General features: G+C 64.6%; 23 protein-coding genes and 1 tRNA gene. 10 read left to right on the top strand and 14 right to left on the bottom strand.

Going from position 1 to position 24,291, the window contains the following annotated elements; all coding sequences use genetic code 11:
• Window positions 1-15: 15 nt before the first annotated feature.
• Window positions 16-1,287, bottom strand: coding sequence for an oligosaccharide flippase family protein (locus tag F600_RS0104035; RefSeq protein ID WP_162141385.1), 1,272 nt, complete (start codon window positions 1,285-1,287; stop codon window positions 16-18).
• A 125-nt stretch (window positions 1,288-1,412) separates the two neighbouring features.
• On the opposite strand from F600_RS0104035, the gene F600_RS0104040 reads away from it, so the two are divergent.
• Window positions 1,413-2,315: a glycosyltransferase family 2 protein gene (locus F600_RS0104040; protein WP_018159306.1), complete on the top strand. Its 903-nt coding sequence runs from the start codon at window positions 1,413-1,415 to the stop codon at window positions 2,313-2,315.
• Here the strand turns inward: F600_RS0104040 and F600_RS0104045 are convergent.
• From F600_RS0104045 to F600_RS0104070, 6 genes are all read right to left on the bottom strand, one after another.
• Complete coding sequence (locus F600_RS0104045; RefSeq protein ID WP_018159307.1) at window positions 2,238-3,506, bottom strand: hypothetical protein; 1,269 nt, start codon at window positions 3,504-3,506, stop codon at window positions 2,238-2,240. The genes F600_RS0104040 and F600_RS0104045 overlap by 78 nt on opposite strands.
• A complete protein-coding gene (locus F600_RS0104050; RefSeq protein ID WP_018159308.1) occupies window positions 3,507-4,484 on the bottom strand; it encodes a glycosyltransferase family 4 protein in 978 nt (325 codons plus the stop codon).
• A gap of 1 nt (window position 4,485) precedes the next feature.
• Entirely contained in the window at window positions 4,486-5,568 is a 1,083-nt protein-coding gene (locus F600_RS0104055; RefSeq protein WP_018159309.1) for a glycosyltransferase, read from the bottom strand.
• Between the two features lie 170 nt (window positions 5,569-5,738).
• Window positions 5,739-6,578, bottom strand: coding sequence for a hypothetical protein (locus F600_RS26900; RefSeq protein WP_018159310.1), 840 nt, complete (start codon window positions 6,576-6,578; stop codon window positions 5,739-5,741).
• Complete coding sequence (locus tag F600_RS0104065; RefSeq protein WP_018159311.1) at window positions 6,571-7,287, bottom strand: hypothetical protein; 717 nt, start codon at window positions 7,285-7,287, stop codon at window positions 6,571-6,573. Before F600_RS0104065 ends, F600_RS26900 begins: the two co-directional genes overlap by 8 nt.
• The gene (locus tag F600_RS0104070; RefSeq protein ID WP_018159312.1) at window positions 7,269-8,360 is read right to left on the bottom strand and encodes a glycosyltransferase; all 1,092 of its coding nucleotides are present in this window, start codon (window positions 8,358-8,360) and stop codon (window positions 7,269-7,271) included. The genes F600_RS0104065 and F600_RS0104070 overlap by 19 nt, the downstream gene beginning before the upstream one ends.
• 61 nt (window positions 8,361-8,421) lie before the next feature.
• Here F600_RS0104070 and F600_RS30100 point away from each other — a divergent pair, with 61 nt between their 5' ends.
• Window positions 8,422-10,227 carry an ABC transporter ATP-binding protein gene (locus tag F600_RS30100; protein WP_162141386.1) on the top strand — a complete coding sequence of 602 codons (1,806 nt, stop codon included), beginning with the start codon at window positions 8,422-8,424 and terminating at the stop codon, window positions 10,225-10,227.
• Here the strand turns inward: F600_RS30100 and F600_RS0104080 are convergent.
• From F600_RS0104080 to F600_RS32295, 3 genes are read right to left on the bottom strand one after another with little or no spacing between them, the layout of a single operon-like run.
• Window positions 10,181-11,215: a glycosyltransferase family 4 protein gene (locus tag F600_RS0104080; RefSeq protein WP_018159314.1), complete on the bottom strand. Its 1,035-nt coding sequence runs from the start codon at window positions 11,213-11,215 to the stop codon at window positions 10,181-10,183. The genes F600_RS30100 and F600_RS0104080 overlap by 47 nt on opposite strands.
• Complete coding sequence (locus F600_RS0104085; RefSeq protein ID WP_156024404.1) at window positions 11,205-12,152, bottom strand: NAD-dependent epimerase/dehydratase family protein; 948 nt, start codon at window positions 12,150-12,152, stop codon at window positions 11,205-11,207. Before F600_RS0104085 ends, F600_RS0104080 begins: the two co-directional genes overlap by 11 nt.
• 39 nt (window positions 12,153-12,191) lie before the next feature.
• Window positions 12,192-13,679 carry a calcium-binding protein gene (locus F600_RS32295; RefSeq protein ID WP_018159316.1) on the bottom strand — a complete coding sequence of 496 codons (1,488 nt, stop codon included), beginning with the start codon at window positions 13,677-13,679 and terminating at the stop codon, window positions 12,192-12,194.
• A 115-nt stretch (window positions 13,680-13,794) separates the two neighbouring features.
• Between F600_RS32295 and F600_RS0104095 the strand changes: the two genes are divergently transcribed.
• On the top strand, window positions 13,795-14,019 hold the full coding sequence (locus tag F600_RS0104095; RefSeq protein ID WP_156024405.1) for a hypothetical protein: 225 nt from the start codon (window positions 13,795-13,797) through the stop codon (window positions 14,017-14,019).
• Between the two features lie 129 nt (window positions 14,020-14,148).
• Window positions 14,149-14,610 carry a hypothetical protein gene (locus F600_RS0104100; RefSeq protein ID WP_018159318.1) on the top strand — a complete coding sequence of 154 codons (462 nt, stop codon included), beginning with the start codon at window positions 14,149-14,151 and terminating at the stop codon, window positions 14,608-14,610.
• 55 nt (window positions 14,611-14,665) lie between these two features.
• On the opposite strand, the gene F600_RS0104105 is transcribed toward F600_RS0104100, so the two are convergent.
• The 3 genes from F600_RS0104105 to F600_RS0104115 all read right to left on the bottom strand — a co-directional run bounded on the left by F600_RS0104105 (window position 14,666) and on the right by F600_RS0104115 (window position 17,507).
• A tRNA-Ser gene (locus tag F600_RS0104105) sits at window positions 14,666-14,750 on the bottom strand.
• 22 nt (window positions 14,751-14,772) lie between these two features.
• Window positions 14,773-15,285: a MarR family winged helix-turn-helix transcriptional regulator gene (locus tag F600_RS0104110; RefSeq protein WP_245541461.1), complete on the bottom strand. Its 513-nt coding sequence runs from the start codon at window positions 15,283-15,285 to the stop codon at window positions 14,773-14,775.
• Window positions 15,286-15,494: 209 nt separating this feature from the next.
• Window positions 15,495-17,507, bottom strand: a complete 2,013-nt coding sequence (locus tag F600_RS0104115; RefSeq protein ID WP_018159320.1) for a glycoside hydrolase family 15 protein — start codon at window positions 17,505-17,507, stop codon at window positions 15,495-15,497.
• Between the two features lie 159 nt (window positions 17,508-17,666).
• On the opposite strand from F600_RS0104115, the gene F600_RS0104120 reads away from it, so the two are divergent.
• From F600_RS0104120 to glfT1, 6 genes are all read left to right on the top strand, one after another.
• Complete coding sequence (locus tag F600_RS0104120; protein ID WP_018159321.1) at window positions 17,667-18,650, top strand: NAD(P)H-quinone oxidoreductase; 984 nt, start codon at window positions 17,667-17,669, stop codon at window positions 18,648-18,650.
• A gap of 9 nt (window positions 18,651-18,659) precedes the next feature.
• The gene (locus F600_RS0104125) at window positions 18,660-19,187 is read left to right on the top strand and encodes a bacterial proteasome activator family protein (protein WP_018159322.1); all 528 of its coding nucleotides are present in this window, start codon (window positions 18,660-18,662) and stop codon (window positions 19,185-19,187) included.
• A gap of 93 nt (window positions 19,188-19,280) precedes the next feature.
• Window positions 19,281-19,787, top strand: a complete 507-nt coding sequence (locus F600_RS0104130) for a DUF2231 domain-containing protein (RefSeq protein ID WP_018159323.1) — start codon at window positions 19,281-19,283, stop codon at window positions 19,785-19,787.
• A 91-nt stretch (window positions 19,788-19,878) separates the two neighbouring features.
• Window positions 19,879-20,745, top strand: a complete 867-nt coding sequence (gene wzm, locus F600_RS0104135) for a galactan export ABC transporter permease subunit Wzm/RfbD (RefSeq protein WP_026306145.1) — start codon at window positions 19,879-19,881, stop codon at window positions 20,743-20,745.
• Between the two features lie 24 nt (window positions 20,746-20,769).
• Window positions 20,770-21,558: a galactan export ABC transporter ATP-binding subunit Wzt/RfbE gene (wzt, locus tag F600_RS0104140; RefSeq protein ID WP_018159325.1), complete on the top strand. Its 789-nt coding sequence runs from the start codon at window positions 20,770-20,772 to the stop codon at window positions 21,556-21,558.
• Window positions 21,558-22,445 carry a galactofuranosyltransferase GlfT1 gene (gene glfT1, locus F600_RS0104145; protein WP_018159326.1) on the top strand — a complete coding sequence of 296 codons (888 nt, stop codon included), beginning with the start codon at window positions 21,558-21,560 and terminating at the stop codon, window positions 22,443-22,445. The genes wzt and glfT1 overlap by 1 nt, the downstream gene beginning before the upstream one ends.
• Here the strand turns inward: glfT1 and F600_RS0104150 are convergent, their stop codons facing one another.
• Window positions 22,446-24,281 carry a glycosyltransferase gene (locus F600_RS0104150; protein ID WP_018159327.1) on the bottom strand — a complete coding sequence of 612 codons (1,836 nt, stop codon included), beginning with the start codon at window positions 24,279-24,281 and terminating at the stop codon, window positions 22,446-22,448.
• Between the last annotated feature and the right edge of the window lie 10 nt (window positions 24,282-24,291).

Genomic DNA, 24,291 nt, shown 5'->3' on the forward strand with positions numbered 1-24,291 from the left:
CTATCGGATGGCACGTCACCAGGTGAACGGGCGAACCCCCGCCAACTTCTTCGCGGCGAGCGCGGTCAACAGTGCCGCGGCCATGACGGCGAGACTTCGGCCGATCGCCGCGAAGAGCAGGCCGCCGGTCCAAGCACCGACCAGCGCACCCAGCCCCACGGCGATGGCACCGATAAGAGTGCACAGGACCGCGATGTGTTCCCGGTCCTGGTACACCAGCACCGTGCCACCTTGCCCGAAGGCGAGAACCGCGACCTGGCCGAGCGCCATGATCACGAGTTCCGGCCAGCCGACGGTGAATTCAGGACCGAAGGCGGACAGCACGAGAACCGGGGTCAGGATGAACGGTGCGGCGACGAGAGTCCCGACGAGCAGAACCCGCCGGCCCGCGGTGCGAACGAGAGCACCCATTTCCTCCCGCTGACCGTCGCTCGCGGACGCGACCTTGGGTGCCAAAACGGTGTTGATCGCGACCGACGCGATGGCGACCGCCAACGCCAACTTCGAGACCGCGGCATAGATGCCAGCCTCGTGGGGAGGGAGCACCGCCACCACGACGAGCAGGTCGATCTGGGTGGCGATGAGCCCGAGCGCGGAGAAGAGCAGCCACATCGGTGCCCGACGTGCCCAGGCACCGGTTGGGACACGCGGGACAACCGCCGCGACCCCGATCGCGCTGCTCAGCGAAACAAGCTGTACGACAACGACTATCAACGCAGCAGCGACCGAAAGGGCCAGTGCTCGCGGAACGTCCGCAACCCAGCCGGCAAGGCCCGCGACGGTCACCGCGGCAATCAGCACGGCCGGTCGCAACGTGATCGAGGCGCCATAGGTCGAGATGTTCCGACCCGCTGCGCGCCCGACGTCGCTGCCGAAGTTCACGACCGCGATCGCGATGACGAGCAGCGCGAGAAGAACCGCCGTGGGGATCGACGTCCGATAGATGACGAGCGTCGCGCAACCGGTGATCGTCCCAACGACCGCTCCCCCGACGATGCAGCCGAACAACGCGGCACCCGAATACCGGCGCGCGGCCGCGAGGTCGTCATCTCGCAGAGCGACCGGGACGAAACGCGAAGCAGCGCCGGTGAGCCCGAACGTGGCGATGAGGCCACTGATCGTCGCAATGGCGAATAACGCACTGAACGTTCCGAATTGGGCAACACCGAGCCAGCGGGCGAGAACGATCTGACTCCCGTAGGCCGCAACCGCTCCGGTGAATTGCACGATGATCGCGGGCCCGAAGGTGAACCGGCCGACCTTGAGGTCGAGGTGGCCAGCAGTCACTGTGGCACCACCATTCATCAGCGAGAGGATCGGGTCGCAGTTTACAAGGCGGCGTTCCTTCGGGAGGTTTTCGAAGACGCGGCGATAATCAACTTCTGAACTGAATTGACGACGAAGGGACGCGGGTGACCGTCGCGATCGGACTCGTCGTTGCGTCGATCCGCCCCGACGAAGCGGCCGCGCAATTCGAGTCAGTGCTCGCCCAAATGCCACTCCCGGCATATGTCAGCATCGCGTTCCAGGGGTCCGACCAAGACTTCAGGCAGTTGCGGGACGCCGTCCGGATCACCGCTGACAACGCGGGATTCACCGACTACTCAGTGGTTCACGATCGAGGCCAGGGCGCGAGCCGCGCACGCAACATCGCACTCGCGAACGTTCCCGAAACCGTCACCTGGGTGTGGACCCCGAACGACACCACACGACCCACTGAACAGTTTCTGCAGAACCTTTCGCACAGTCTCACAACGGCGACCGAGGACGTCGGCGTTGTCGGGCTGAACTATCGCGTTGGCGACCGATTCCGCCGGCACGTCTCCACGAACAAAGAGCTCACTGGGTGGCAGGTATGGCACGTCATCGAGCCCGCGACCGTGTGGCGGCGGGACCACCTGGTCCGCGCCGGAGGCTTCGACGAGCGCATCGGACCGGGGAGCGACGGCTGGACGCAGGCGGGCGAGGGCACCGATGCGATCTACCGCGTCACCGCTCGAGGCCTGACCGTGTCGTCCGCACCGCTTGCCGTGATGGGACGCGAGCAGCACCTCGATCCACGCTCGAAGTTCCAGCGGCGCAAGGAGTTCTACTACGCCGTCGGCGTCGGCTGCGTGATCCGACGGCACTACCTGACGCTGCGCGGCCTCCTCGCGATCGTGACTCCGCTCGTCAACTGGGCTATCGGACGCTCGACGCCCGGCGAATCTCGCACACTCAGCCTCGCACTCGCCGCGTCATCGGGCCGGTTCCTCGGCATCGTTCTGGGCGACCGCGCCTGCCGCATCGACCGACGCACGGAACACTGGCACTGACGACAACGCCGCGAACGTGAAGAAGAAGATGTCGAGCGGGAACACCCGATGCGGCGGCAGGTTGATCATGGCGAGCAGGAACGCGATCTGGAACGTCATGGCGGCGACGTACACCGAGCGAACGGTCCCATCCGAGGCGAGCACATGCCGGCGCAAGCGGACGACCGAGCCGATCCCCACGATGAGAAAAAGCACGAAACCGACCGCACCGAGATGTGCGATCAAGCTGACGTATCCCGACTCCGGCGGCTCGATGCCGGTGTTCGTGCCATGCAACAACGCACGCCAGCCGAGTCCGAACAGCACGTCGAGTGACTCGCCGTGGTACTCGATGCTGCCCTGCTTCTGCTGGAGAAGTCGCTGGAATTGGTGCGTCGGCACGATGAGCGCGGCGGCGGCGAGACCACAGGCAATCAGTCCGCCACCGACTGCGAGTACCGTGCGGCGATGGCTACTCCAATAGGCCGCAACCGCGACGATCGACACCGCCACACACGTTGCCACGGCCCCGGTAAACGACTGCGTCAGTAGCAAACTCACGAACACCGACACCGTCAGGCCGATGCGAGCCCACGGGCGGCGAGGCCAGACCCATGCCACGACGATCAGCAGAGCGCAAAGGATCGCGTACCCATTCGGGTCGTCGAGCAGCGATCCGAACCGGACCGACAGGCTGTGGGCGTAACCCAGCGCCGGCAGACGCCCGGTCGTGAAAAAGAGCAGAACCTGGATCGCGTCAACGATCACCGCGACGATCGCGAACACGCCGAAAATGGGCAGCAAAGCCGAGACGTCGCTTCGATAGAACTCACGCAGCGTGACGATCGTGGCCGCTACGAATACAGCGAACGCGAAGGTCAGCACATCGTCGCGGGACACCAGCCAGGCGAATACCGCCCACGCGGAGAGCACCGGGAACCAGACCACTCCGCCGGACCAGTCGCGCGGCAAGCGCCGTTGGTGGCGCCAAATGTCAAGCAGCGCAAGGCAGGCGAGCCCGCACACGGCGAGAAGTACGACGTATTTTCCGTACTGGAGCACGACCGGTGTATCCGAATACGTCGAACTCGTTCTCTTCGAATTGATCCGGAACGGATAGCGATAGGCCAGGTAGTACAGGCCCACGAGCGTGATGCCCGTGATCAGCCACGTCGCGAATCTGGAGTCGCGGAGCAGGGTCGTCACCGGCACCTAGGAAGCCTCCAACCGTTCCCGAATCACGGCCTCGACTTTGCGCGCAATCGTGGGCCAATCGAAATCATCGAGACGTGCCGGGGCGACGAAAGGATCATCGAGCGCGGCGGACATCGCCGCGGAGAATGCACCGGGATCTCTGCTGTCCTCGACCGCGAACTGACTTCCCGAACAAATGTCCGCGACCGACGTTGCTTGCACGCAATAGACGACCTTGGTGTTGGACCGCATCGCTTCGAGAACCGGCAATCCGAACCCTTCCCAACGCGAGGGGAACAGCAACGCCGAAGCGCCCCGGTAGAGCTCCGCCAGGTGTTCGTCGTCGACATCGGACAGGATTCGGGTTCGGTCGGCGATGTCGTGTCGATCCGCCAGTTCCGCGGCGTGTTCACGATCTGCGGTGACAACCACGAACAGATGGTCGCCGAAGTCGCGCATCGCGGCGAACGCGAGCTCGGGATTCTTGTGCTCTTTCAGATTGCCGACGTACAAGAAAAAATCGCGGCCAATGTCCGCAGCCGGACCGTGTGGTGTGAAGGCATCCGAACATCCGGCGCCGCAATTGATGATCGCGATCCGATCGTCGTCGAGCCACTCGCGCAGCCATTCGACGCTGTTCCTCGAGACAGTGAGCACCGCACCCGTTCGACGAATGACGGGCGCGACCAGGCGGTCGTAGTAGAGCCGATTCGCCCGTCGCCGACGCGGATCCTCGACCTCGAGGTGGGTCAGATCGTGCACCGTCAGCAACTGGCGGCACCGCGACGGGCCCGTGCTGTACCCCGGCGAGTAGAGCAATGCGTTGCGCGGCAACCGCATTCGTGAAACGTTCAGGCCGTCCCGAGCCGATCCCGGTCGCACGCCGGACACGAACGATCGACCCTCGAGATTCAAGCGCGGCAGCACCTCACGCGAGTACCGTCCGATACCGAAATTGCCGACATATCGGCGATCGACGATCAGCGGGACCGTCACCTCAGTGCGACCCGGTCCACTCGAGGATCTGGTTCTGGAACGTCGACACCGAGAACATGTCCAGCCGGGAACGGGCAGCAGCCATATCGCATGCCATCGCCAACTCGGCCGCCTCGACGAGCCCGCCGGCACCCGCCTTCGGATCGAATTCCACGCCACCGCCGAGCGCGAGAACACTCTCCCGAGCGCCCCCCTGCGCGTTGATGAGGACGGGTGTGCCCGCCGCGATCGACTCGACGGGCATGATTCCGAAATCCTCGATGCCCAGGAAAACGAACAACGACGCAGCTTGGTACAGCGCATAGAGCATCTCGTCGGAGACGCGTCCGGTGAAGTAGACCGGCACCTTCGCGTAGGTGGCGCGAGTTCGAAGATCGGACATAGCCGGACCGCCACCGGCGATCACCACCGGAAGACCAAGAGCGTCGCCAAGCTCGATCGCGCGATCGACGCGCTTGTACTTGACGAGCCGGGAGGCCCCGAGAATGAAGCCGTCGGTCGGCAGGGAGTGGAAGACCGCATCCTCGGCCGGATCGAGCTCGTGGTGCCAATTCTTCACCGAGGCAATGCGTTCCACATTGACCGGTGGGTAGATGACAGTTGCTTCGACACCCCAGCAACGTTCGATTCGGCGCTGGATGTACTGACTGTTTGCTGCGTAGCTGACACGCGGTTCGACCCCACGACGATCGAGCACACGCAGGGGTCCAGCCCCGATGCGAGCAAGCGGCCGTCGGCCGCGCGGATCGACGTCCGGCGCCCAGATGTAGCGCGCCGGCGTGTGCACATAACTGAATGCGCGTCGTCCGGATCGCGCCGCGCGGGCCGCGAGGTGATGCGCGAACGCATGCGACAGCGCGACCACGGTGTCGTAGCCATGGAGCGGTACCTGCTTCCACGCCACCGGCATCGCGGGTAGCGCCAAGTTCTTGCGGCCCCGCAGCCACGACTGCGCCAGACGCGTCTCGGTGACCGGGGCTCGGCGGTCTCCGTCCGTTTCATCCCACAGGCACACCGCGTCGGCCGCGGGCAGGCACGCGCGGATATTGCTGAAGACCTTGTCGGCGCCGCCGGTGTCGGACATCCACTCTTCAGCGATCAGCGTTGCGGCACCGCGGGTTTGGGTAGGAGGCAGGGCGGGGACCAGGATCGGAGCTCCTCAGCTGGTTGCGTCCAGGTTGCTGGAGAACCGCGCGTCCATGGACGATTCCTCAGAAACCATAACGAATGTCCGAGTTCGAGTCATTCACTGGATTATCGAAACTGCCGATTGTTCACCGAATCGGGAAGAGCGATCCCCAGCTGAGCCGCCCTGGCGAGGTACGACTCGATTCGCTCCTGGCAGTATTCGACGGTCGTCCAGTTCGCGAGACGCGCCTTCATCTCGTGCTTCTGATTCTGGGGTCGGCCCAGGACTTTGCTGGTCGCACGCGTCGTCTCGATCCGAAGGTTCTCGAACATCCGGCTGACCGACGGCCACGAGTTCAACTCGGCGAGAGTCACCTCGTGCAGCCGGGCGTGCGGATGTTCGATCCGGAATCGTTCCGTTCGGGCCTCGATGTCGACCAGGTACGCAATGCAGATGTCGAATTGATCGAGGTCCGCATCGGGAGCGATGCAACGGATTGCTGACGTCGCTGCGTTTGGACTACTCATCCAGTCGGGCCACGCCTCGCTCGACCCGAAATACGAGAGTTCGACAAAGCTCTTGAGCACTTCGGCGAGCGGTCGTCGAAGGACGATCACGTCGACCTCGTCGAGTTCAGCCATCACGACATCGCTGAAGGTCTTGAGGAACATGTGCGACGTTTCAGCGTAGACATGCGGGAACGTCCACGGCGCGAGCCTTTTTCGCCACCGTGCCCGACCAGTTGGCGAATCGAAGTAGGCGCGCAGCGTATCGGCCTTGAATCGGCGCAGCTCGTACGTGTCGGTGTACGCGCGATCATTGATCATTTTCAGGTAGTCACCGGTCATGCGCGGCTCGGCCTCATGGAACGCTCGCACCCGACGACCGGTGTTCAGCAACCGCGCGAGGTACTGCGAACCGGCTCGCCCCGAGTTGATGCTGAAGATGAACCGTTGGTCAGACACGGCGCAGCCTCGACCACAGGTCCCGACGCGGCGGGAAGTACTGCCACAACGCCGAGCGGCCATAACCGTCCGGCAGCGCGATGCCGTATCGCAGTCCGTCGATCACGCCATTCGCCGTGATGTCCGGCCCGATCGTCGGCTCGCCGAATCGGACCAGACTCCTCGTCGTCGAGAACGCTCGGTGCACATGATCGCCGGCTAACAGCGCGCGATGAGGTTCGAAAATCGGGTAGTCGTCGGCATCGACGTCGACGAAGATCTCGCGCAGGATGCCGGCCCGAATGAACTGGTGGTGCCAGAATCCGCGGGCGAGGATGGCCCGATGCTCGTGGATGCGTTTCCTTCGGCCCAGCGTCCGAGGCGTGTGGTTGACCAGCCGGAGCGAATCGAATTCCGTTGCGCCGTCGACAATCTGGACGAAGCTGCGGAGTTCAGCCAGGTCGTGCACCTCGGCGAGGTAGCGGTCGTCGGTGCACCAATAAACGAACTCGTCGTCCGCGATTCTCGCGAGCAATGCGGACATCGTGTGCTTGATCTGCGGCCGAGTCTCGATGTATTCGACCGGGTGACCCGAGCGAAGCAGCGGCCGTTCGGTGTTGAACGGAATGCGAAAGACGAGCCCGCTGTCGGGCCAGTGCTCGTCGTACGACGAGAGAACCAACTGGGCGAACGGCAGTCGGGCCTGGTGAGTCAGAACGATGGCGTACATGTCACCCGATTCCGCAACACGTCATCGACCTTCTGCGCGGCAACCGGCGTGCTCAACCGATCGATGAAGTCGGACCGCCCGTTCTCGACAAGCGACTGACGCAGGTCGCGATCGTCGAGCAACTGCCCGACAGCATCGACGAAGCCTTCGACGCTGTTCGGGGTCATCCCATTGACCCCGTGCCGGAAGAATTGCGCATGGTCGAGAACGTCGTGGGTCACGACCGCGACATCACTCGCCAGGTACGACAGTGCCTTCCCGAACGACTTTCCGTGGCTGTACGGGTTCGCGAGGCATACCGGGTGCAGTCCGACCGCCACATGCTGCAAGGACCGGAGATACGAACGGTAGGACCGCCGGAAGTCCAGCACGCGAACCGTCACTCCCGCTTTGCGCAGCGGCTCCACATACGAGTCCCACTCCCCTGCGAATCGACTTCCGTAGAGCCAGAATTCGAACGATCGTCGCTGGGCGACCCCGAGCACGACGTCGTGCACGAACTGTGCCTCGATCGGATACCGCCACGGTGCCGCGTGCGCCCACGCCACGACGTCCCGGCGCTCACGGTTCGCCGTCCGCACCGGCCGATTCGGCACCGGGTGACTAACCCACACGACCTCGACATTCGCGTTGTGCTGCCGCGCCCAATCGGCCGTGACCCGATTTCCGGCCAGAACCGCCACACTCTCCCGACAGCAATCGACCGTCTGCTGCGCCTCATCGGGCAGAAGGTAATCGGCGTCGTCGAGCACGAACACGGTCGGCACGTCCGGATACAGGCTGGGGCGGTTGAGCGGGTGGCGACCCTTGATCATCAGAATCGCGTGCGGTTTCTCCGCCGCGATGACGCGGCGCCGCTGGACCAGGTCGAGTTCGGGCGGAATGACGATCACTCGCCATCCGATTCGCCGGAGTTCGATGGCGAGTTCGCGTCCCCACAGCAGATTCGAACCCGTCGCCGGACCGTTCGGCAGGATCACCAGACGCTTGTCTGACGACGGGCCCAGCCGGCGAAGATGAACTCCACCTTCGATGACCCGCCGCGCGGCGAACTTGAGTAGCTGCGCGTTCACCGGTCCTGGCTCCCAGTGTCGAGTGTCAGTTGTCTGAATGACTGTGACGATAATGCAGACCATGACGTCGGAACTTCGCCGACTCGCGTCCACTGGGCGGTGGGTCCTGCACCGAACCTGGATCGCAAACCGGCCGGTGGCGATCGGGCTCATCGCGATCGTCGTTTCCCGGGGCGTCCTGCCAGCGGGTATCGCACTCTCGATTCGCGGCCTCATCAACGCGGCATCGGCCGGCAAACCGATGCTCGGCTGGCTTCTTGTCGGCTTCGCGGTGGCACTTTTCGAGGCCCTCACGCCGCTCGCCAACCGCTACCTCCTGCAACGCGCCTTCGACGACCTCAACCTCGACATCACCGCCGACGTCCTGCGCCACAGCTCGACGCTCGACGTCGCCACGTTGGAAGATCCCCGGCATCGAGATGCGTTCGACCGCATCGAACAGGACGCGACGGGCCCGGTTTCCCAGTTCCTCGCGAACTTTCAGGCTGCCTGCATCGCCACGACCGAGTCCGTTGTGATGCTGGCCGTCCTCACATTCCTCGAACCGTGGACGCTCGTCATCGCCGGTCCGGTCGCGGTCCCGTACCTCTATTTCCGCTGGCGGGGTGCCCGGCTGCGCTACCGCGACGATGTCTCCTGGACGACGAAACGTCGATGGTCGCGCTATTTCGTCTCGCACGTCATGGGCCACGAGCACGCCGCCGAAACCCGCATGCTCGGGCTTGGCCCGCTCTTTCAGGCCAAGTTCAACGGGGTCATGGGAGACGTCCACGCCGCTGCCGGCCGACACTATTTGCGCGATTTCGTCGGTGCTGTGGCCTTCGCTGCCATCACCACGGCATGCATCTATCTCCTGTTCACGCGCGTTGCCGGCCACGTTTCGAGCGGCGAACTCACCCTGGGTGACATCGCGGTCTTCGCCGGTGTGAGCGCACGATTGCGGTCGACGCTCGAACAACTGGTGAGCGCGGCCAGCGTGTTGGTCGAGCAATCGCTGCACGTCGACGGCCTGCTCGGCTTCTTGGGGCTCGCCCCGCGACAGGCAATCGGCGGCGGTACGACAGAAGGGTTCAGTCGCGGCGAGGTCGCGCTCGACGACGTCGTGTTCACGCATATCGGTGCGAGCGAGCCGACTCTCGATGGCGTCTCACTCCGGATCGCCGAAGGCGAAGTCGTCGCGCTCGTCGGCGAGAACGGGGAGGGGAAGTCGACGCTAGTCAAGCTCATCTCGGGGCTGTACCAGCCAGATTCGGGAACGATCCGCGTCGACGGCGTCGACGTCCGCGACTGGTCGACGGAGCACCTCCACCGCCGAATTGCGTTCCTGTCCCAGGACTTCGCGCGCTACGAGGCTTCCGCCGCCGACAACGTGGCGTACGGCGATTGGTCTCGACTGCTCGACGACGAAGACCAAATCACTCGCGAAGCAACGAAGGCCGGAGTCCACGACCTCATCGGCACGCTGCCGCAGGGCTACGCCACGAAACTCGGACCGCTGTTCGGTGACCACGAACTGTCCGGCGGCCAATGGCAGGCGATCGCCGCCGCCCGAGCGCTCGTGCGGGACGCCGCGATCGTCATCCTGGACGAGCCGACCGCGCACCTCGATGCTCGCTCGGAGTTCGCACTGTATTCACGGTTCCGAGAGTTGGCGGCTGGGCGAACGGCGATCGTCGTGACGCACCGGTTGTCGACTCTCGCGATGGCTGACCGCATTCTCGTCCTCGCCGACGGCCGCGTCGCCGAAGACGGGACGCACTCCGAACTACTCGCGCTCGATGGGATCTACGCGGAGTTGTCGCGGCTGCACCATCGGCAGCTCACGGCAGAACCCCCAGCGCGCGGCCATACGCGGCCGACTGTGTGAGGACGTCATAGCGCTCCTGCGCGAACCGTCGGGCATCCGCCGCGATTCGGGAGCGTACGGCCGGGTCGACGAGCGTATCGATGCAGGTCGCGGCTGATTGTGGATCGTTCGCCGCGAACACGAGTCCGGTCACGCCGTGCGTCACGAACTGCGGTGCGCCGCCGGCATCCGGAACGATCGGGACGACACCGCTGGACTGCGCCTCCGCGACGACTCTCCCGCTCGGCTCGCCGTCATTGCAGTGCAGAAGGCCATGGAGGCCGTTGAGGGCGCTGGTCTGTGGAACCCGGCCGTCGAACCGGAATCGGTCGCCGAGGAGACGCCCGCCGAGTTCCAGCACCGCGGAAACGTAGTCGTCGCCGCCGGCGAATGGCCCGCCGCGAAGCACAATCTGCGGTCGTGACTCCGCAGCCGCTGCCGCTTCAAGCGCGAGTTCGATCTTCTTGACGGGGTCGATCCGGCCGACGATGCCGATCGTGAAGTTCGAGGGCGGATTCGGGTCCGCGATGACCGGCGACATCGGCCGCCACACCACCGTCTTCCGAACCCGCGGACTCAGCTGGTCGGCCATGAACTGACTGACGCACAACGACATGTCGACTCCGCGAGCGGCGAGCGCGATCCCCCGCCGCCTTCCACCCAGCCCCTGATCGACATGGAAGTCGAGAGCGGTCCGAATCCGGTGCCGCTGCAGGTACGGCCGCATCACCGCGAGCGTCGGAGCGAGCGAGACGTCGAAGCTGACGACCGTGGAGTCGTTGGGCAGGTCGCCGATCATTCGAAGCAGGCGGCGGTTCTTCGTATACGCGCGAATTCCAAGGTCGATCAGGCGCCCGCGGCCTTCCCATCTCTCGATCAGTTCGTCCGACTGTGCCCAGACCTCGACGTCGACGCCGAGTTTGTCGAGGCCATGGGCGATATGAAGGAGGCTGTGCTCAGCTCCCCACATCGCTTCCGACGTGCTGAGGAAGACGACCCTAGGACCCATCGGTCGCTTCGAACTGACTCTTGAGGCCGGTTTCGATCGATACCAGCGGGAACCAGCCGAGCAATTCGGCCGCCCGAGCGGTCGATGCATTCGTTCGTCGCGCATCACCGCGGGAGTGTGGGTGCGTAATCCGCTCGACTGCCTCACCGTGAAGGCCCGCCAGAACGTCGATGCAGTCGTTGAGCGAGACCGCCGAGCCGCCGGCGATGTTGATGATCGAAGCCGTCGGGGTCGGGCGTTGCCAGGCCAGGATTGTCGCCCGGACGACGTCGTCGATGTAGGTGAAGTCACGCACTTGATCACCCGTTCCGAAGACCTCGATCGGGAGGCCCTGGTGAATCCGTGTGCACATTCGCGCAAAGGCCATGTCCGGCCGCTGGCTGGGTCCGTACACGGTGAAGTAGCGAAGCGATACCGCATCAATCCCGTGACCGTGCGCATAGGCCGAAACAAGTTGCTCGGCGGCAAGCTTCGTCACGCCATACGGACTGAGAGGGTTGGTCGCTCGATCCTCGGTGACCGGCGATTCTCCGACGTCGCCGTAGACCGACGACGACGAGGCGTTGACGATCTTCGCGCGGTTTCCGCTGGCGACGACGGCTTCCAAGAGGCGCCGCGTCGCGCGGATGTTGTCATCGACGTACGTGTCGAAGGCGCGTCCCCACGCCGGCTGAACCCCGGCCTGTGCCGCCTCATGGAAGACGACGTCGACGCCGTCCAGAAGCCGGACCAGGTCGAGAACAAGCAGGTCGCCCTCGACGAATTCAAAGGCAGCACAATCAATTCGGGCAAGATTCCGGCGCTTGATCGCCACGTCGTAGTAGTCCGACAGGCGATCGACGCCGACCACTCGGTCCACACCGGACTCGAGCAACGACGCTGCGAGACGGGAACCGATGAACCCAGCGGCACCCGTCACCAGCGCGGTCGTCGTCACCCGAAGCACCCTATTAGGACAAATCCGCCGACACAACGATCATGGGTTGCAGTTCGTCACCCCTGGTCCGCCCGACGGGTTGGTGCACAAATCCGAGCCAGTGCCTCCGTCGCTCGTGTTGGTGCCGGCACCGCCGTTGAGGACGTCGCTGTCGGCATTTCCGAACAGAGCGTCGTTTCCGCCCTCCCCGGAAAGCCGATCGTTGCCCGCTCCGCCCTCGAGGCGATCGTTGCCGTCGCCGCCGTAAAGCGTGTCCGAGCCGTCACCGCCGCACAGGAGGTCGTCGCCGCCCAGTCCCCTGAGGACGTCGTTCCCGCCCAGACCGAAAATGGCGTCCTTACCCGGCGTTCCGGTGACGATGTCCGGACGGCTGGTCCCGTTGAGGACGTTGTATCCGGCGGCTGCGAGGTCCGAAGGAGAAGTCGCACACGTCGGGTTCACCGCGTACGTGATGGTCACTTTCCCGTTGCCCGACTGCACCCCGCGCTGCGCGGAAGCGTTGCTGGCAGTCGTGGCGATGAAGCTGCTGCCGCCGCCTCCGGCCGCACCACCTGCGCCGCCACCGGCGTAGCCGCCGCCGCCACCGCCACCGGCTTCGGCACCGCCGCCACCACCGAAACCGCCGGCACCTCCAACGGCTTGACCGGCTCCGCCGGCACCACCGAGTCCACCGCCGCCACCACCGGAGCTACCCGCGCGCGGCGTACCTCCGCTCGTTGCTTGGCCGCCGAAGCCGCCTTGGCCGTTGCCGCCAGCGCTGCCGTCACTGCCGGCACCGCCACCGCCACCACTGCTGCCCGCTCCGGTAGCCCCGCCCCCGCCACCGGAGCCGCTTCCACCGAGACCAGGGTCGCCGGCCGCACCGGCCGAACCGCCACCGCCGCCGAGTCCGCCACCGCCGGCACCGCCGGAGGGGCCCGCGCCGCCGTTTCCGCCGCCGCTGGTGGTGCCAGCAGTGCCCGCGGTTCCGCCGTCGGCGCCACCTCCCGCGCCGCCAAAGACACCCGTTCCGGTTCCGCTACCTCCGCCGGCTCCACCGGCCGCCGCCCCCGAAGCACCACCGCCGCCGCCCGCAGACAGAACCCGATCAGCAAGAGTGAATGCGCCGGTTCGCACGTCGCTGACACCACCGCCGCCACCCCCGGCGCCGGGGTTCGCGGAGTTGCCGGCGAGTCCGCTGCCGCCGACGTTGATCTGGAGCGTCCCGCTCACCGGCAGGGTCGCCGTGACGAGTCCGCCCAGTCCACCGCTCGTGCTGGAACCGCTCGCGCCGCCGGCCCCGCCCGAAACACTGAACGTCGCCGACGTGACGCCCGGAGGCACCACCCACGTCTGAGCGGCACCGGTGCTGTCGAACGTGCAGACCGTCAGGTTTGGGCCGGATGGAGAGCAGGAACCGTCTGCCGCGGCGGGGATCGCCAGCGCGGTGAGACCGGCGGAAGCGAGCAGCGCGCCTGCCAAGACATGTCCGAGCCGTGCTCGGTGATTGATGAGAACTCGCGGGACTGAAGTGGTCTGCGGTGTCATAGAGAAACGGTAGGCCTGGCTCCGCTTAGCCGCAGCGGTCCGAGTCACGGTTCGGCGTCTCTCTGCGGTCTTCCCCACAGTGCGCGAACCACCCGAAATCAGGACACTGGTGATCATGCTGACGCACGGGCTCTTGGTCGCCATCATCGCCATCTTCATCATCGGATGGCTCATTCGTCATGCCATCACGATCATCCTGGCCGGAATCGCGATCGCAGTGCTGCTGTCGATCACGGGGGCGCACACGTTGACGGATCTCGTGCCGGACCCGCATGTGGTTGCCCAACAGATCAGCTCGCTGATCGACGAGGTGTCCGGAAATTCTGCTCCGGCTCAGTAGTCGGGCGTTTCGTCCGGATCTGATGTTTCGAGATCTCTTGGAGTGATAGACCACTTCTGGTGGCTCGCGCGCCACCAGGCACTGCGCGGGGGTGGCAGCGCCTCACCCCTTCGATCGAGGAGATCTGTGATGCACGTCGTCACCCGCACACTCGTTCACGCAGTACTCGCCACTGCCGCCACCGCGGGAGCCATCTCCGTCATCGGAAGTGGTACGGCAAATGCTGCTCCAAGTGCCTGTTGGGCGAGCAGTGGAAGCCAGTTCGTCGATCCCTACAACAAATCGATTGGCACTGGCAGCTCCTGCGTCGTCACCGGTACCGACACGAACAACCGGGCCATCGCGCTGAACGGCGGTTACGCGCAGGCGGGGAATGCCGACTCGAACGTCGACAATTACGCGTTCGCGAACGGCGGAACGGCGCAGACCGGCTTCGGCAGCAACAACACCGCGATCAATGTCGGCTCCGGCAACGCCGTGGCGACCGGCAGTCACAGCTTCGCGTACAACGCGGGGTCCGGCAACGCCTTTGCGTTCGTGTCTGGCTGCCGCACCATCAACCGCGGCAGCGGAACCACGACCTGCCCCTAAGGCTGAGGCGAAAAAATTTAGCCCTGACCTGCACACAAACAGGTCAGGGCTTGAGCGGAAGCGGAGGGATTTGAACCCCCGGTCGCTCTCACGACGCACGCTTTCAAGGCGTGTGCATTCGGCCGCTCTGCCACGCTTCCAGTGGTGGCAATAGTAACCGGTTCAGCTGGCGAGCTGACGCACCGCGTGTACTGCAGGGCGTTCGAGTGCTCCGGTCACCTGCTCAAAGATCGATTCGAGGATCTTCAGCTGGTCGCCGCTCAGTGCCTCAATGAAGTGCCGGCGAATGGCGTCCGCGTAGGTGACCTGGGCTTTCTCGAACCAGCGAGCGCCGCGGTCGGTGAGGTGCGCGATGACCCCGCGGGCATCGGAGTCGCACGCGGACCGATGAACGAGGCCAAGTTGCTCCATGCGCCCGACCTGATGCGTGAGCTTGCTGCGCGACGACAGAACGCCGTCTGCCAGGTCGCTCATGCGCAGGCAGTTGTCGGGTGCCGCGATGAGGAGCTCGAGCACGCGAAACTGCGAGAGCGACAAGTCGTGTCGCGCCTGCAATTCGCGGTTGAGCACCTCCGTGAGGACTGTGCCACTGTCGAGAAATCCACGCCAGGCTCGGTCCTGCGATGAGGTGAGGGTACGGTCCGGAGAAATCATCCCGTTCGGTATGTTTTGCACGAACTGAGCATAACCGACCAAGTGGTATTTAAACACTGTGAATCGTCAACTAGTGTCCTCGAGTCGCAATTCGGCTTCAAGATCGGGCAATTCGGACCGATCTCGTCGCACATGAAGAAACCCCAGGCGATGGTACTCTACCTGGGGTTTCCCCTACCAACTGAAACCTAAACCACGAATCTTTCGGCAGGACTTCCGAATCCGCGACACTAACGGGCTGGAACGAATTCCCCGCCCTCCATTTCCTCTTCCGCGCGGATGACGTGCATGACCGCGTTGATCTGGGCGAGGTGCGTGAACGCCTGCGGGAAGTTGCCGAGGTGCCGGCCGGTCTTCGTGTCGATCTCCTCGGCGTACAGCTTGAGGGGGCTGGCGAATGAGAGCAGTCGTTCGCACAACTGCTTCGCCCTCCGGAGCTCGCCGATTTCGACCAATGCAGACACCAGCCAGAAGGAACAGATGGTGAACGTTCCCTCTTCGCCCTCGAGTCCGTCGTCGGTCTCTTCGACCTTGTAGCGCAGGACCAGGCCATCGACGGTGAGTTCGTCGGCGATCGCGAGGACCGTCGCACGCACTCGCGGATCGGTGGGTGGCAGGAAGCGAACCATCGGGATCATGAGGTTCGCCGCATCGAGCGCCTCGGTGTCGTAGTGCTGCGTGAAGACACCGCGCTTGTCGACACCGTTCTCGAGAATGTCGGCCTTGATCTCTTCCGCGATCTTGGCCCACTCGAGGGCGATCGCCTTCTCACCGTGCATCACCGCGAGCCGCGACCCGCGGTCGAGGGCGACCCAGCACATCATCTTGGAGTTGACGAAGTGCTTGGGTTCGCCACGGACTTCCCAGATGCCGCGGTCCGGGAGACGCCAATGCTTGATCGCCTGCTCGACCTGCAGTTTCAGGATCGGCCACAGGTTCTCCGGCACGTGCTCGCGGGACTTCACGTGCAGGTACACGGAGTCGAGCATCGCGCCCCACACGTCGTGCTGCTGCTGATCGAACGCGCCATTTCCGATGCGCACGGGACGAGCATCGTCATAGCCCGACATATGGTCGAGCGTGCCCTCGGTCAGCTGCGTTTCACCACCGAGGCCGTACATGATCTGCAGCGGTCGCGGCGTTCCGTCCGGGTTCTGGGTGACGTCCTCGATGAAGTGGAAGAAGTTGTTCGCTTCCCGGTCCAACCCCAGCGTGTACAGACCCCACAGCGCGAACGTGGAGTCGCGGATCCACGCATACCGATAGTCCCAGTTCCGAACGCCGCCTGGAGTTTCTGGGAGCGACGTGGTCGAAGCGGCCATCAGAGCGCCGGTCGGGGCGTACGTCAGACCCTTCAACGCGAGCGCGCTCTGCTGCAGGTAGCCACGCCACGGGTGGTCCGGGAACTTGCCCACGGTGATCCACTGCCGCCAGAACTCGGAGGTGTTGTTGAGGCGCTCCCACGCCTCTGCCTGGTCGCGCGGACCTGCGGCGGGAGACCATGACATCGCGACGAACTTCTCGTCGCCCTCCTGCATCCGGGTACGCGACTGCGCTTCCCGGCCCTCGAGCCCCAGGCGCATGTTCGTGTTGAGCCGCAGAGTCGGCTGCACCGAACCAAGGGGGGTCTCGGCGTTGACCCGAACGCGGTCGACACTGCCCTCGGTGGTCGCCGTCGCCTCCTCGTAGCACGAGCCCGTGTACTCCCACCGCGCGTGCTTGCGGCTGTAATCGAACGACGGTTCGCACGTCACCTCGACCTCGACGACACCGCTGACGCACTTGATGATGCGGAGCAGGCAGTGCTCGGCATCCCAGTCCGTCGGCGTGCGGCGATGGGTCTTCGATCGACGATCGGCGTTGTGCCACGGGCCGATGAGCAGTGCGTCATAGACCTTGAGCCAGCCGGTTTCGGTCTGCCACGTGGTCTCGACGATCAGTCCACCCGGGCGGTAATGACGCGCGGCGGGCACGTACTGCCCGTACGGACCGACCCGGAAGTGTCCGGCGCCACGGTCGAGAATCGCACCGAAGACACTCGGCGCATCGGGACGCGGAAGGCACATCCACTCGACCGCGCCGCTCGGCGCGATGAGGCACGTGGTCTCGCAGTCGGAGAGGAATGCGTAGTCATCGATCGGCGGGAACGGGCTGCGTTTCGCCTTCGGAACACCTTGAAATGCCGGCTCGGGACTGGGAGTCGGGGTCTCTACGGGTGATTCACCGTTGACCGTCGTCGTCATGTCAGCCACTACACTGTCGGCCACTTTGACGCTCCTTCTCTTGACTCGAGACTTGCCCTCAGCAGGTCGCTTCTCAGCGCGCACCATCTGGCAATCATCCCGTCGAGGCCTCGTGATCGAAGCCGATTCAGACAGAAATACTTGCATTAGCCTGCAGGTGTGCGAGCGATGACGATGAGCGCACCGGGCGGTCCCGAAGTCCTCCAGTGGACTGAGGTGAGCACACCGACGGTGGGCGACGGACAGGTTCGAATCGACGTGGCAGCGACCGCGGTGAACCGCGCTGACCTGCTGCAACGTCAAGGTTTCTACCCTCCGCCGCCGGGCGCGAGCGACATCATCGGTCTCGAATGCTCCGGTACGGTCAGCGAAATCGGGCCCGGTGTCGACCAGTGGCGCATCGGCGACGAAGTTTGCGCACTGCTCGCTGGCGGCGGTTATGCCGAACAAGTCGTCGTCGATGCGCGGCATGTTCTCCCCAAACCCGCCGGCATCAGCCTGGTTTCCGCCGCGAGCCTGCCCGAGACCGCGTGCACCGTTTGGTCGAACCTCCTGATGCGAGCGGGCCTCCATGCCGGACAGCACGTCCTCATTCACGGCGGCTCGAGTGGAATCGGCACGCATGCGATTCAGATCTGCCGGGCACTCGGCGCCACCGTCGCGGTGACGGCCGGCAGCACCGAAAAGCTCGATGCCTGCGCGGAACTCGGTGCAGAGATCCTCGTCAACTACCGCACCGAAGACTTCGCCGAACTCGTTCGCGCCGACCTCATCCTCGACATCATGGGCGCGAAGTACCTCGCACAGAACATCCGGGCGCTCCAGCCGGACGGTCAGCTCGTCATCATCGGAATGCAAGGCGGCATCTCGGCCGAACTCCCGATCGCCGAACTTCTCGGCAAACGTGGCACCGTCCACGCGACGAATCTCCGCGGACGCCCTGCTGACAACAAAGCCGCGATCGTCGCCGCGGTCCGGGAACACGTGTGGCCGCTCATCGCGGACGGGACGGTCAGACCCGTTGTGTACGCCGAACTCCCGATCACCGAGGCGCCCGAGGCCCACCGGATGCTCGATTCGGGCTCGGTCATCGGGAAGGTGGTGCTGGTTGTCGGCGCAGAAGCGGGCGAGCCCGTTCGGTAGCGTGGAGGCATGACACATCCAGATGGAGAGAACCCCGTGGTCATCGGCCCGGACGGACAACCTCTGGAAGTGAACGCAGACGCGATCGAGGATTCCGGGGATCCCGTAACCGACCTCACGGACATGGTCGAGCAGCCGGCGAAGGTCATGCGCATCGGCACGATGATCAAGCAACTGCTCGAGGAAGTCCGCCAGGCACCGCTCGACGACGCGAGCCGGACCCGGTTGCGCCAGATCCACAAGTCCTCGGTAAGAGAACTCGAACAGGGACTCGCACCCGAGCTCCGCGAAGAGCTCGAACGCCTGGCCCTCCCGTTCAGTGAAGATTCGATCCCGTCGGATGCCGAGCTCCGGATCGCCCAGGCACAGCTCGTCGGATGGCTCGAAGGACTGTTCCACGGCATTCAAACCGCACTCTTCGCCCAGCAGATGTCGGCCCGCGCGCAGCTGGAGCAGATGCGTCAGGGCGCACTCCCGCCCGGCCAGCATGCCCGCGACCCGCGCGCCCATCACCCCGGTACCGGTCAATATCTGTAGGCCGGAATCGGGCCAGTCCGACTCACCTTTCAGCGACCTTTCAGCGGTCGGGTGCCACCTTGTGGCGTAACTCGAATGCTGAAAGGTTCCGCTGTGGATATCTCCAAGATCAATGGGCTGCCGGCTCACCCCCTGCTCATTCACGTCGTCGTCGTGATGGTGCCGCTGGCCGCAGTGCTTCTGTTGCTGTCTGTCGTGTGGCCGGCTGCGCGTCGAAAGCTCGGCATCATCACCCCGATCGCCGCGCTGATCGGACTGGCCTTTGTACCCGTCGCCCAGGAAGCCGGCGACGCCCTCGAACACAGCTTGCCGCACTCGGCTGTGATCGAACGTCACGCCGAGTACGGCGATCAGGTGCTCGTCGGCGCCTCGCTGTTGTTCGTATTCGCCGTGGCGTGGTGGACGATCCATCTTCCGGTCATCGCCGACCGCCTGCCCGGCGCAGCGGGCCGTCGTCCCACGTGGGTTCGATTGGCCGTCACCGTGCTCGCGGTGCTGTCGATCGGATCGGCGACGCTGGCGACTGTGCAGGTCTACCAAGCCGGCGACACCGGTGCCCAATCCGCTTGGGGAGACGTTCAGATGACCAACGGAAAGTGATCAGAAGCGGGTCGCAGCACGCTGATTCGATGCTGTGTCGCAGCTCAGTGCGCATGCGACCCGCTCCGACTACCGAGTAGGCTCGCTTTTCGTGCCGGTAGCCTCCGCCTCGAACGCTGAACCCGACGAGATCGTCAACGACTCGTTCACGTTCAAGCGTGCTTTCAAAGATCTTCGAGATGGCTTTGGCCAACGCGAATTGTGGTTGTCGCTGGGCTGGCAGGACATCAAGCAGAAGTACCGCCGATCCGTCCTCGGGCCGTTCTGGATCACGCTGGCGACCGGTGTTCAGGCCGCCGCGATGGGGTTCCTGTACTCGGCGCTCTTCAAGCTCGACGTCGTCGACTTCCTGCCGTACGTCACCGTCGGCCTGATCGTCTGGAATCTGATCTCCGCGGCGATCACCGACGGCTCCGAGGTGTTCATCGCAAACGAGGGCCTCATCAAGCAGCTCCCCTCGGCGTTGAGCGTGCATGTCTACCGGCTGGTGTGGCGACAACTCCTGCTGTTCGCGCACAACTTCGTCATCTACTTCGTGCTGCTCATCGTTCTCGGAACGTGGCGCAATCTGCACTTCTCCGTGCTGCTTGCGGTCCCGGCGATGGCGCTGATCGCACTCAACGTCATCTGGGCGTCCCTGGTGATCGGCATCTTCTCCACACGCTTCCGCGATATCGCGCCCATTATGCAGAGCCTGACGCTGCTGCTGTTCGTCCTGACTCCGATCTTCTGGACGACGAAGAGCCTGCACAACCAGGGCGGTTCGATGTCCGAGCGCGCCAAGCTCGCCGAACTGAACCCGCTGTTCCACTACCTCGAGATCATCCGCGGGCCGCTCATCGGCGAGCATGTGGCCGCGTACCACTGGTACATCGTCATCGTGATCACGGTGGTGGGGTGGCTGCTGGCTCTCTTGTCCATGAAGAAGTTCCGCTCACGCGTTCCGTACTGGGTCTAGGGCACAGGGTTTAAGGGTCACTACATGGTCAGCATCGAAACCCGCGACGCGTGGGTCGAATTCCCGATCTTCGACGCCAAGGCGCGGTCGCTGAAGAAGGCCTTCCTCGGAAAGGCGGGCGGCGCGATCGGCCGCAACTCCTCCGACGTCGTCGTCGTGGAAGCGCTGCGCGAAATCAACCTCGACCTCAAGACCGGCGACCGCATCGGCCTCGTCGGACACAACGGCGCGGGTAAGTCGACGCTGTTGCGTCTACTCAGCGGAATCTACGAGCCCTCCCGCGGAAGCGCCAAGATCGAGGGCCGCGTCGCCCCCGTGTTCGACCTCGGTGTCGGCATGGACCCCGAGATCTCCGGCTTCGAGAACATCGTCATCCGCGGTCTGTTCCTTGGCCAGACACGCAAGCAGATGATGGCGAAGATCGACGAGATCGCCGACTTCACCGAACTCGGCGAGTACCTCAACATGCCGTTGCGCACGTATTCGACCGGTATGCGGATCCGCCTCGCCATGGGTGTCGTGACCAGCATCGACCCCGAGATCCTGCTGCTCGACGAGGGACTCGGCGCCGTCGACGCGGAATTCATGAAGAAGGCCCGCACCCGGCTCGAATCCCTGGTCGAACGTTCCGGCATGCTCGTGTTCGCATCGCACTCGAACGAGTTCCTCGCCCAACTGTGTGACACCGCGATCTGGATCGACCACGGCCGCATCCGGATGACCGACCGGGTCGACAAGGTCGTCGAAGCCTACGAAGGTCATGACGCGGGCGAGCACGTGCGCACGATCATGCGAGAACTGGGCAAGCTCTGATGCCGGACACCGTTATTGCCGTCGTCGTCACGCACAAGCGGATCGACTATCTGCGCAATTCGCTCGAGGTTCTGACGACGCAGTCACGTCCGATCGACCACCTGATCGTCGTCGACAACGCCTCCGAGGACGACGTCAAGGAGCTCGTCGAATCGCAGCCGGGCGCGGTCACCTACCTCGGTTCGAAGCACAATCTCGGCGGTGGCGGCGGTTTCGCGCTGGGCATGCTGCACGCGTTGGCGCTCGGCGCGGACTGGGTCTGGCTCGCCGACGACGATGGCCGTCCCGAAGGCCCCGAGGTGCTCGCGACGCTGTTGGCCTGCGCCGAGAAGTATTCGCTCGACGAGGTCTCCCCGGTCGTGTGCGACATCGACGAACCGGACCGACTCGCCTTCCCGCTACGCCGTGGCGTCGTGTGGCGCCGCTTCCGGTCCGAACTCGGCGAGGAGGACTTCCTGCCGGGGATCGCCTCGCTCTTCAACGGAGCGGTGTTCTCGGCATCGGCGATCGACTCGGTCGGCGTCCCGGATCTGCGCCTGTTCATCCGCGGCGACGAGGTCGAGGTTCACCGCCGTTTGGTTCGGTCCGGGCTCGAATTCGGCACCTGTCTGCAGACCGCCTACCTCCACCCGAACGGCGCGGACGAGTTCAAACCGATCCTCGGTGGCCGCATGCACGCGCAGTATCCGGACAACGAGACGAAGCGGTTCTTCACGTACCGCAACCGCGGCTACATCATGAGCCAGCCCGGCATGCGCACGCTCTACCTGCAGGAATGGCTCCGCTTCGGGTGGTTCTTCCTCTTCACCAAGCGCGACATCAAGGGTCTGCGCGAGTGGCTGACGCTGCGCAAGCAGGGTCGTTTGGAACGCTTCCGCCGACCCTGATTACTCGCCGGGGTGGAAAAGGTGCGTCCACGCATCTGCGCTGGTCAGCTGGGGCAAGGCGTCGCGGTATTGCTGCTTGACCTCGCCTGCCCGACGCCGAAGCTGCCAGCTGACCTTCGCCGTCCGCTTGAAGAGCCGAGCCGCCGTCTCCTTGTCGCGGCGGAGAACGCGCACGCCCTTCTGCGAAGCGTCGGTCACGATGGCGTTGTCGAAGTTCGCGACGTACCACCAGCGAGCGTCGTGCGCAGGAATCGAGACCGGTCTCCGTTGCGCCCGGCCGAGGTACTGGTAGACGATCCGCTTCGCGCGAACGAGGCCGATCTTGTCCGGGTTCGGAGCGGCAGGCATTCGCGTGATCTCGGTATGCGGGTTGCTGTCCGCACCCGCCTGATCGGCCGGCACGATTTTCGTGTCCGAGTACGGTTCCCGCAGCTCACGCAGCACTTTCAGCTTTGAGGTTCCGCCGTCGACCAGCACGGACGGGCCGGCGAGGAAATCCTCGACCGCGAGAAGCAGCGTTTCTGCCAAGCCGTACTGCATCGACGAAACGAACTCTGCGATCCGGTTGAACACCCAGCCGGACCAGTACTTCGCGTCGAACTCGGTGTACAGCGACTGCACGATGAGCCCGTTCCGCCAGGCGAAATATCGGCTCCAGTCGTTGTAGTCCTTGAGGTGGAAGTCGGCGTGCCAGACTCCCGCGTTCGGCAGGGTGACCGTCGGGAAGCCGGCGCGACGAGCGCGGATGCCGTATTCGATGTCGTCCCACTGGAAGAACATCGGCATCGAATAGCCCAGCTGCAGCACGGCCTCGGGTGGGAGCAGGCACGACCACCAGCCGTTCCAGCCCGCATCCACGCGCAGGTCCTGATGCTTGGTCAGTGCGTTGAGCCCCGCCTTGCCGCCGGGCGACAGGCGACCGCCCTCGATCGTTCCGACGTCCTCCCACTCTCCGGTGATGTGGACGCGGTACGTCTCGGACAGCAGCAACATCTGCGCGCCGACCAGCATGGGCCGCGTCGTGAAGTTCGCGAAGGAGTTGATCCGGAAGATCGACTCGGGGTCGCACAGGATGTCGTCGTCCATGACGATGATGTTGGTGTTGCACTCACCCGACGCCGTGAGCTCGTACATCCCGCGCGTGAAGCCGCCGGCACCGCCGAGGTTTGGCTGCGTGATGTAGTGCAGCTTCGATCCGAGGCGCGCCACGAGGTCGCTGAACCCGGCCTCGCCCTTGACCTGCTCGGTGCCCTGATCGACGACGTACACCGCATCGATCTGGCTCGTCACATAGGAATCGCTCGACAGTGCACTCGTGGTGACGACACAGTCCGCCGGGCGGTTATGCGTACAGATGACGACGCTCGCATTGCGCTCAACTCGCGCCGGTTGGGTCGCGAACCACTGGACGCCGCCGACGGTGACCGCCGCCGAATGCGCGGTGATGTCGAACCACAGGCCACCGCCATCGACGAAACGGTCGACGGCGAGTTCAAGTTCGTGCGTTCCGGACCCGGTGAGTCGCACTTCGCGGATCGGACGACCGCGCCCATTGGCGTCCGACGCGTTGACCTGGAGGAGGAGTTCGCCGCCCTCCGCGCACTCGTAGGCAAAGGACAGGACTACCGCGTTCAAACCCGTGTAGCGCTGCCAGTAGGACGCCGCGAATCTGCCGAAATAGGTATTGAGAGAAGCGGTTGCCCCGCGGCCGACGGTGATTTCGGTCCGGGAATTACGAATGTCGGCGTCGTCGGCTTTCACGTACATCGCCGTCACGACAGGTGGGCTACTCGGCGCGAAGTGCGTGCGCTGGATCAGCGTTCTGGCGTTATCCATCGGCTCTTCT

The sequence above is a fragment of the Smaragdicoccus niigatensis DSM 44881 = NBRC 103563 genome (assembly GCF_000380645.1).
GTDB lineage: Bacteria > Actinomycetota > Actinomycetes > Mycobacteriales > Mycobacteriaceae > Smaragdicoccus > Smaragdicoccus niigatensis.

What these genes read in the sequence shown, in the direction of transcription:
- F600_RS0104100 (WP_018159318.1), top strand. Translation starts at nt 14,149, where the DNA reads ATGCACGTCGTCACCCGCACACTCGTTCACGCAGTACTCGCCACTGCC.
- F600_RS0104150 (WP_018159327.1), bottom strand. Translation starts at nt 24,281, where the DNA reads ATGGATAACGCCAGAACGCTGATCCAGCGCACGCACTTCGCGCCGAGT.
- F600_RS0104065 (WP_018159311.1), bottom strand. Translation starts at nt 7,287, where the DNA reads ATGTACGCCATCGTTCTGACTCACCAGGCCCGACTGCCGTTCGCCCAG.
- F600_RS0104125 (WP_018159322.1), top strand. Translation starts at nt 18,660, where the DNA reads ATGACACATCCAGATGGAGAGAACCCCGTGGTCATCGGCCCGGACGGA.
- F600_RS0104095 (WP_156024405.1), top strand. Translation starts at nt 13,795, where the DNA reads ATGCTGACGCACGGGCTCTTGGTCGCCATCATCGCCATCTTCATCATC.
- F600_RS0104115 (WP_018159320.1), bottom strand. Translation starts at nt 17,507, where the DNA reads ATGACGACGACGGTCAACGGTGAATCACCCGTAGAGACCCCGACTCCC.
- F600_RS0104055 (WP_018159309.1), bottom strand. Translation starts at nt 5,568, where the DNA reads ATGTCCGACACCGGCGGCGCCGACAAGGTCTTCAGCAATATCCGCGCG.
- glfT1 (WP_018159326.1), top strand. Translation starts at nt 21,558, where the DNA reads ATGCCGGACACCGTTATTGCCGTCGTCGTCACGCACAAGCGGATCGAC.
- F600_RS30100 (WP_162141386.1), top strand. Translation starts at nt 8,422, where the DNA reads ATGACGTCGGAACTTCGCCGACTCGCGTCCACTGGGCGGTGGGTCCTG.
- F600_RS0104080 (WP_018159314.1), bottom strand. Translation starts at nt 11,215, where the DNA reads ATGGGTCCTAGGGTCGTCTTCCTCAGCACGTCGGAAGCGATGTGGGGA.
- wzt (WP_018159325.1), top strand. Translation starts at nt 20,770, where the DNA reads ATGGTCAGCATCGAAACCCGCGACGCGTGGGTCGAATTCCCGATCTTC.
- F600_RS32295 (WP_018159316.1), bottom strand. Translation starts at nt 13,679, where the DNA reads ATGACACCGCAGACCACTTCAGTCCCGCGAGTTCTCATCAATCACCGA.